The following is a 7590-nucleotide window of genomic DNA, read 5'->3' on the forward strand; positions in this document are numbered from 1 at the left end:
AGTAAATGAACGCTTTAGTCGCGGTAAAACGTAGGATGCCACCGCTCAAGCTAATCCTTGTCTGTGTTCTGATCGCGATTTTACTTTTGGGATACGAGTATGCAAAGCCGGTTCGAACCGTTCATGGGCATGAAACTCATGAGTTCCATGTTACTGCCGTCCGCAAGAAACCGGGTGTGCAAATACCAGTATTGTCGGTGGCGCAAGGTGACTCGGTGATCGTCAACATTTCATCGAACGAGCCCGGGATGGTCATGGTCCACGGGGTAGACGAAATGCCAGAAGTTGAACCGGGACGTCCAACTCAATTCCATATGACCGCCAAAACGAGCGGACGATTCTCGCTGCACCTGCATGCCGCGGACGGAACACAAATAGAAATAGCGACCATCGCGGTTTTGCCTCAAAACTAGTGCCCAGGTGGTATAGCCCGTGAAGGGTATTCTTTCGGAGGAGACGTCATGTATCGGTCGAAGAGATTAATGTGGTTTATCGTCGGTGCGACCGCGATGGCGGTGGCGGGCTGTGGAGGAGGCGTCAATGACGTTACTCCAGCTGGTAGTCCGCCTGCAGCGGTCGCCGCTTATGTCGTTCCGAAAGCGACGTGCGGATCGGGCGACCATCCAGAAACCGCACTTCAGGGTCAAGTGCCGGCATCGATGCGCAACGGTTTCAGTGGCTTCAACTGCAACCTCGAGATCGTCGGAAAATACCAGGGCGAAGGGGCGGACTGGTCCGCAGCGATGTTCAAGGATGCGAGCGGACATATTTGCGCGTATCACGCGATGGCTGCTCCAACGGACTCGGACGGCAAAAGCCGTGGGATACAAAAACCTGGCGTTCCGGTGATCGACATAACCGATCCCGCAAAGCCTGTCTACATCACGTCCCTGACCTCACCCGCGATGCTCGACCCATGGGAGTCACTACGTGTAAGCATGAAGCGAGGACTGCTTGTAGCAGACAACGGTAGTAATGGCGGAGGAGGAGCGCAAGTCGATGTGTACGACATCGCTTCGGACTGTCGTCACCCGCAGCTGCTGGCGAGTATTGACGTCGGCACTGGCAGTGACGGGGGAGTCGTGGCCCCGAAAGCACCTTCAGGTCATGAAGGCGGATTGTCACCTGACGGACTAACGTACTACGTTGGTTCTCTACCGTCAAACGCGTACTACGCAATCGACATCTCGGTCCCGCAGCACCCGAAGAACATTGCTTCCGTTGACCTCGCTACATTGCCGTTGGGGGGACTCGCTCACGGGCTCTCTGTGAGCGATAACGGAAAGCGTGCTTACTTCGCCTCGATCGGAGCGGACGCCATCGGTCTTGCAAGCCTGCCTCCCCCATTGAACGATCCGAACGCGAAGGTGCAAAACGGTTTCTACGTGATGGACACCTCACAGGTACAAGCACGCATTCCGAATGCAAAAATGACGCTGATCGCTTCAGTCCCTGTGCGAGATGGATCAACTTCGCAGCACACGATTCCCATTCGTGTGAAAGGGAAGCCATATCTAGTGCACGTCGATGAAGGTGGGTCTGGGGGGCTACTGGATCCCGCAACTAAGAACGCGGCGGCCGCCTGTGCCGCGGGCCTGTCTCCGTTCCCGATGGCACATATCTACGATATGTCGAATGAAGCCAGCCCCGTGCAGATCGCAGAAACGCGCCTGGAAACACACGTTACGGCGAATTGCTCAAGAGTCTTGCCGGACATGGTTGGCGTGAACATCTTCGGATACGGCAGTCACTACTGTACCGTCGATAATCGTGAAAATGCCACCGCAATGGCGTGTGGCTTTCAAGATTCAGGTGTACGCGTGTTCGACATTCGCGATCCAGCTGCGCCCAAGGAAATTGCGTATCTCAACCCCCCGGGTACAACCGTCAGTGTGCCTGGTTCGCAGCATACGTATCGGGGATGGCACGCCGGAAATCCAGACTGGTGCAATGCTAGACTCGATTTCGACTTTGAGAACCACCGTCTTGTAACCGCGTGTCAGGACAACGGGCAACTCGTAATGGCGTTCAAGAACGGCGTTTGGCCGATGCCGGAAAGCACCCCCGCGGCAGACGCCAGCAACTGAGGTGCTCGTCAAGGGGAAGCTCCATGGGCTTCCCCTATAGCAGTAACACGGAAAGCGGGAGGTCGATTGGTGTCTTGTCTGCGCACTCACCACCGAGGGCAGTGGCGTGTTACACGAAACAAAATGTTCTTCAGGGGCATAGAAATGCTTCTGACTGTTTCGATCATGCTATTCCCCCGGGTTGCGCCTTGCTTCGAGTCTGACGTTCACTATGGGTTAACGTACTGGCTCGCCCAGAAGGCCGGATTTTTGCCCGAAGAGGCGGAAGCGATTTCACTCGGAAACCAGCGGGTTGATGGCGGGCTGATTGAGAACATGAAATCTCAGTTGCAGTATGCGTGCCTGTTGCCATACGAAGAGGACTCGCTGGCAGTACAAGCGCTTCACTTTCCTAGCGCTCGGAAGGTGCCCATCTCGCCCGACAGACGCACAGTCACAGCCGGCTCGCGTGAAAGCTCAGCGCAGAGTGAGAAGTTGATCGAAACAGCACGGGGGAAAGCTGGGTTTATGCTTCAGCTCTTCGGAAAAGCGCTGCATCCACTACAAGACGCGTACTCGCATCAAGGCGTGCCAGTCGCAGTCTCTCTAGAAGAGGCAGGCATAAAGTGCGATGATCAACTCTCGATGAGCGCGCCTAGGGACAGGCAAAGTATCAGCGTTCACGATGCAGAAGTCACGGCAAGTTGGCCGGGTACGATCACACCTATGGCCCGCGCCACGTTTGATGCACTGGTTCGATATCCAACGATCGATGGACGAGTACGTGTTCCGAAGAAGTGGGAGAACATTTCGTCTGAATTAAGTAGCTTTGCAGTTGCTAGGACCAAAGCGAACAAGGCGGACTGGTTTCGAGATCGCGGATTTTCTGACGTCTCGTTCTTAGATGGGATCAGCTTGCCTGACGGAGATGGGTGGAGGTCGATTAGGTGGCATGGGAGAAAGTTACCTGAATTAAACGCCGGTTCAACGCAGCACAATGTTGACCCACAAATCCTTGACTTCTATCGCGGTTTCTTCGAGCAATGGCTAACCGGGTCAATGAAGTTCGGAAGGCTAGCACCATTTATAGCAGATGCAACCTCTAAGAATGCACAGCGCTTACCGCTTGAGCTTCGTCTTTGGCTATGGCGGCTCCGTGATCATGGTGCCGCGATTCCCTTCCTCTTTGACAGAACTGGTGGGCCAAAGGTGATTCGAGGCGCAAGAGCTCTTATGGCGAAGCCTGCGGCCTTCGAGCGGTACGCTGTTCCTACCGACGCAGTTTTGCCCTTGTTGTATGAGAGCGATGCTCCTTCTCCAGTACTCCCTTTCATCGTGCTAGATCTGCCTAGTTCGGCTAAAAATCGTCCCCGGGCGATCGCCATTGTGAAGCTACTAGATGCACCGTATGAGACGCTCGGAATTGTGACCGAGCGGGTGGACGGGCGGTGGTTCATCATCTCCGTCGTATCTACGTTTGATTACTAGATAGAACAACTGACGTTACGCGAGTTTCCCGTTCTCGTTTGTTCGTCCTTCGAGGCTGTTGACACGTACCGGACAAAGGCGAAGACGTTGCTTGCGAAGCGGAGCGGCAGTTGATGAATGAGTTCTGGAGTCTGTATGAAAAGTAGTGGTTCAAAGCGCGCTCTGGGCGCCGCCTCAATCGGAAATTTTGGCGAAATTTATGATTTCGCTGTATTTGGGTTTTCGATACCGTTCATTGCAGCACATTTTTTCCCGACGAGTGACACTGCTGCCGCGCTCCTCAATACATTCGCGGTGTACGCGGTCGCATTTGTTGCTCGACCGGTTGGCGGCCTGCTGTTTGGCTACTTGCTTGATCGAATGGGCCGGGTCAAGGTGCTTTCGATTACCATTTGGTTGATGGCGGCGGGCACGGCAATCATAGGTCTTCTGCCTACTTACGGGAGTGTCGGCCTTGGTGCTCCTCTTCTCCTTGTCATATGTAGATTCGCGCAAGGGCTCGCAATGGGAGGGGAACTCACGGGCAGCACTAGTTTTATCCTTGAATCGGCGCCACCGGCACGACGAGGGCGTTGGGTCGGATTTTCTTATTGCCTTGCCAATATTCCGAACGCTGTAGTCGCTTTGTTGCTATTGGGATTTCAAATGGTGATAGGGAAGGAGACGTACCTCGACTGGGCATGGCGAGTGCCTTTCCTGATTGGCGGGCTCATTGGCATTGTTGGCTACTGGCTCCGTCGAAATCTTGAGGATCCGGACGAGTACAAGGACGCCTCGCGCGGAAATCGCACCAAAAGTCCGTTCGGGGCTCTTACCCGTTCTGGCCTTAGATCAATGATGTACGTGGCGATGATAATGCCGATCCAGTCTGTCGCTGCCTATCTTTTGCTCGGTTTCATGTACACGTTTCTCGTTAAGCAAATAGGAATGGATTCGACGACCGCGTTACTGTCGAACGCGGTCGGTATCGCCGCATACGCCTTTTTTTATCTGGTGGGGGGACGCTCAGCGATCGGTTTGGCCGCAAGCCCATGCTCATGGCGGGTGCGTGCTGGCTCTTCGTGGTCGCGTACTTTTCGGTCCGGTTGGCCGCGAATGGATCGCTGATTGGAGCGATCACTGGACAAGTGTTGCTTGGAGTAGGTATCGGTCTGTACGGAGCAGCGTGTTCGGTGGCCGCGGCGGAGCTATTTCCGACGTCATTCCGCGCAACGGGGCATGCGATTGCATATCAGGTGACAGTTGCGGTAATGGGCGGAACAACCCCTTTGGTAAGTGCTGTTTTGATCAAGTTCTTGCATTCGCCGCTCGCGCCGGGTTGGTATGTGACTATCGTCGCGGCGATCACACTTGTCCTTGTTCAATTCGTGCCGGAGACAAAAGATGTTGATCTCCGAACGTCCATCGACGGCCAGATGACCGATTCGGATGCTCGAGAATTATCGAGCAATGCTGCCGGCAGACCGCCAGGTTAGGTCCGTCGACGAAAGTTTATTCGGAGCCTTGGATAAGCCGAGACCCGGAGCGTGAAGGTCCATAGGATCAGGCAAGAAATCCAGCGAAACGCACCTGTTCGAACGTGTGGCTTGTCGACAGAATGCTCTTCACCATGTCGACCTGTATAACCGCGTCAATTTGATTCCGTTCGCAAAGTTGACTGAGTTCTTCAAGACCAATTTGAAGTAATTGCATGTCGGCCCACGGCTCCAATAGGCGAGGGCCATTTCCGGGAGCTTTTGATGAAAACCTATGCATACGCCGCGCTCGCAGCCGACAAACCCCTTGCGCCGTTTTCCTTCGACCGACGCGCGTTGCGCGTCAATGATGTGGCGATTGAGATTCTCTACTGCGGTGTCTGCCATTCCGACTTGCATACCGCCCGTAACGACTGGGCTTGGACGAACTATCCGATCGTGGTCGGACATGAAATCGTCGGACGAGTGATCGAGGTTGGCCCGCACGTGACGCGACACAAGGTCGGCGACCATGTTGCTGTGGGAACTATGGTCGATAGTTGCCAAAACTGCGACCAGTGCCATAAGGGCGAAGAACAACTTTGTCGCGAGGGCAACACGCAGACCTTCTGTGGACTGGATCGAATTACGGGCGAGCCGACGATGGGCGGCTATGCCAAGCACATCGTGGTGCGCGAAGAATTCGTGCTACGGGTGCCGAAGGGTTTGGATCTCGCGAAAGCCGGCCCGCTGCTTTGCGCGGGCGCGACGACGTACTCGCCCCTGCGCAACTGGAACGTCGGACCCGGCAGCCGGGTAGGCGTCATCGGCATGGGTGGCCTCGGCCATATGGCGATCAAGCTAGCTGACGCGCTGGGCGCAAGTGTCACGGTTTTGAGTCGTTCACCTAACAAGGAGGCGGATGCCAAGGAACTCGGTGCGGACGCCTTCCTCCTGTCAAGCGACGAAGAGGCGATGGTCCAGGCAGCCTCTGCCTTCGATCTCATCATCGACACGGTGCCAACCAAACACGATCTTACACCCTACCTTCCGCTGCTCGACGTGGACGGGATCCTATGCGTGGTCGGGCAGGTCGGTCCTTTGGACGAGTTGAATAGCCTGCCACTGCTGCTCGGCCGCCGCCGCGTTGCCGGTTCGGCTATCGCCGGTATTGCACAAACGCAGGAGATGCTCGATTTCTGCGCTAGGAAGAATGTGCTGCCGGAAGTAGAGATGATCCGTATTGAACAGATTAACGAGGCTTACGAGCGACTGCTACGGTCGGACGTGCGTTATCGCTTCGTGATCGACATGGCATCGCTGACCCAGCCGCACGTTGACTCGGCGTGAACATGGTGGTCGCGGACTTGGTTGCTGTCTTTGCCCGATAGCCGGTGCTGGGTCGTTCACTGGCGTTGCAAAGTCGAAGCTTAATAACAATGGTGTACTAATGAAAATTGCGATTCTAGGCTCTGGCCGGATGGGAGGAGCGATCGGGACAATTCTCGCCAGACTCAGGCACGATGTTATTTTTACCTATGCTCGAAGTGAGGAGAAACTGCAACTACTTGCCGCCGCGGCAGGCTCCACGGCTCGCTCCGGAGCGCCGCGCCAAGCCGTCGAACAGTGCGACCTAATTGTCCTGGCGGTCCATTGGCTGCGACTCAATGACGTTTTGGCGCACGCGGGCGATCTGACCGGGAAGATTGTTTTGAGCTGTACCAACCCTCTAGACGCGAGCAATAGCGAACTCGTAGTGGCACATACCGACTCTGGGGCGGAGACTATCGCTCGTAGGAGCCCAGGTGCTCATGTTGTGGCGGCGTTTCAGGCGACTCCGAGCGAAGTGCTTCAGAGCGTATTCGAGGCGCGCGGCAAGTCACCTCGGCCCAGCATGCTTTTCTGCGGCGACCACAAAGAGAGCAAGAATCGAGTGCACGCGCTGCTCGAACAGGTCGGTTTCGATCCGGTCGACGCAGGGCCGCTCAGGCTCGCCCGCTACATCGAGCCATTCGCTATGCTTGCCACGGTACTCGCCTACGGGACCGATAAGGGGGCGGAATGGGTTTACCGGTTTGACCGTCTTCAGTGACGGTATCCCGTCACCGAAGAATGCGATATGCATCCGCCGGATCTGCGCTGCTTCTTGGCTGCCGCAGGGACTGCACTCCTCTCTGCGGCTGAATGCAACCTACCAAGCAGTCGACGCAAACGCATCATGCCGGTGGATTTTCACCGAACGCTCAACTGGCGCGGAGACTATTCAGTCGTTTAGGGCTATGGGTGGCGGTAGTGATGGCCTGCGTGCGCGCAATGTCGCAGGGAATTCCGACGGCGGAGATGAACTTGTGCGTCGGAGCCAAACCTCGAAGCGGCCACTGTGGCAGCACTCCGGCGGCGACCCGTCAATTACTGCTCCAATGGCCTCGACCGCTCGATGGAGAAGTGGACAAATAATGGCCGGCATATAACTTCGATTCACATTCGAGGGGAACGCATGACGTTCCGGTAAATTTCAAGCTAGATGTCGCCTCAACGATTAAATTTAGGCGGCTTTTTGCTCCTGTCGGTGGTCGCGTTTG

The 7590-nt window shown here is 55.7% G+C and carries 7 protein-coding genes; all 7 read left to right on the top strand.

The window, feature by feature from the left end:
* Positions 1 to 5: 5 nt before the first annotated feature.
* The 7 genes from AB6809_RS34475 to AB6809_RS34505 all read left to right on the top strand — a co-directional run bounded on the left by AB6809_RS34475 (position 6) and on the right by AB6809_RS34505 (position 7100).
* On the top strand, positions 6 to 413 hold the full coding sequence (locus AB6809_RS34475) for a hypothetical protein (protein ID WP_371028337.1): 408 nt from the start codon (positions 6 to 8) through the stop codon (positions 411 to 413).
* A 48-nt stretch (positions 414 to 461) separates the two neighbouring features.
* Positions 462 to 2087, top strand: a complete 1626-nt coding sequence (locus AB6809_RS34480) for an LVIVD repeat-containing protein (RefSeq protein WP_371028338.1) — start codon at positions 462 to 464, stop codon at positions 2085 to 2087.
* A gap of 123 nt (positions 2088 to 2210) precedes the next feature.
* The gene (locus tag AB6809_RS34485; protein ID WP_371028339.1) at positions 2211 to 3554 is read left to right on the top strand and encodes a DUF6765 family protein; all 1344 of its coding nucleotides are present in this window, start codon (positions 2211 to 2213) and stop codon (positions 3552 to 3554) included.
* A 135-nt stretch (positions 3555 to 3689) separates the two neighbouring features.
* A complete protein-coding gene (locus tag AB6809_RS34490; RefSeq protein ID WP_371028341.1) occupies positions 3690 to 4661 on the top strand; it encodes an MFS transporter in 972 nt (323 codons plus the stop codon).
* Positions 4592 to 5029: a hypothetical protein gene (locus AB6809_RS34495; protein WP_371028349.1), complete on the top strand. Its 438-nt coding sequence runs from the start codon at positions 4592 to 4594 to the stop codon at positions 5027 to 5029. Before AB6809_RS34490 ends, AB6809_RS34495 begins: the two co-directional genes overlap by 70 nt.
* 264 nt (positions 5030 to 5293) lie before the next feature.
* A complete protein-coding gene (locus AB6809_RS34500) occupies positions 5294 to 6358 on the top strand; it encodes an NAD(P)-dependent alcohol dehydrogenase (protein ID WP_371028343.1) in 1065 nt (354 codons plus the stop codon).
* A gap of 100 nt (positions 6359 to 6458) precedes the next feature.
* Entirely contained in the window at positions 6459 to 7100 is a 642-nt protein-coding gene (locus AB6809_RS34505) for an NADPH-dependent F420 reductase (protein WP_371028345.1), read from the top strand.
* Positions 7101 to 7590 lie beyond the last annotated feature (490 nt).

Origin of the sequence: Paraburkholderia sp. RCC_158, assembly GCF_041355255.1 — a bacterium.
Classification (GTDB): Bacteria; Pseudomonadota; Gammaproteobacteria; order Burkholderiales; family Burkholderiaceae; genus Paraburkholderia; species Paraburkholderia graminis.

Bases quoted from the DNA above. Each gene is read 5' to 3' on its own strand.
- AB6809_RS34480 (WP_371028338.1), top strand. From the start codon at position 462: ATGTATCGGTCGAAGAGATTAATGTGGTTTATCGTCGGTGCGACCGCG.
- AB6809_RS34485 (WP_371028339.1), top strand. From the start codon at position 2,211: ATGTTCTTCAGGGGCATAGAAATGCTTCTGACTGTTTCGATCATGCTA.
- AB6809_RS34490 (WP_371028341.1), top strand. From the start codon at position 3,690: ATGAAAAGTAGTGGTTCAAAGCGCGCTCTGGGCGCCGCCTCAATCGGA.
- AB6809_RS34500 (WP_371028343.1), top strand. From the start codon at position 5,294: ATGAAAACCTATGCATACGCCGCGCTCGCAGCCGACAAACCCCTTGCG.
- AB6809_RS34505 (WP_371028345.1), top strand. From the start codon at position 6,459: ATGAAAATTGCGATTCTAGGCTCTGGCCGGATGGGAGGAGCGATCGGG.
- AB6809_RS34475 (WP_371028337.1), top strand. From the start codon at position 6: ATGAACGCTTTAGTCGCGGTAAAACGTAGGATGCCACCGCTCAAGCTA.
- AB6809_RS34495 (WP_371028349.1), top strand. From the start codon at position 4,592: ATGGCGGGTGCGTGCTGGCTCTTCGTGGTCGCGTACTTTTCGGTCCGG.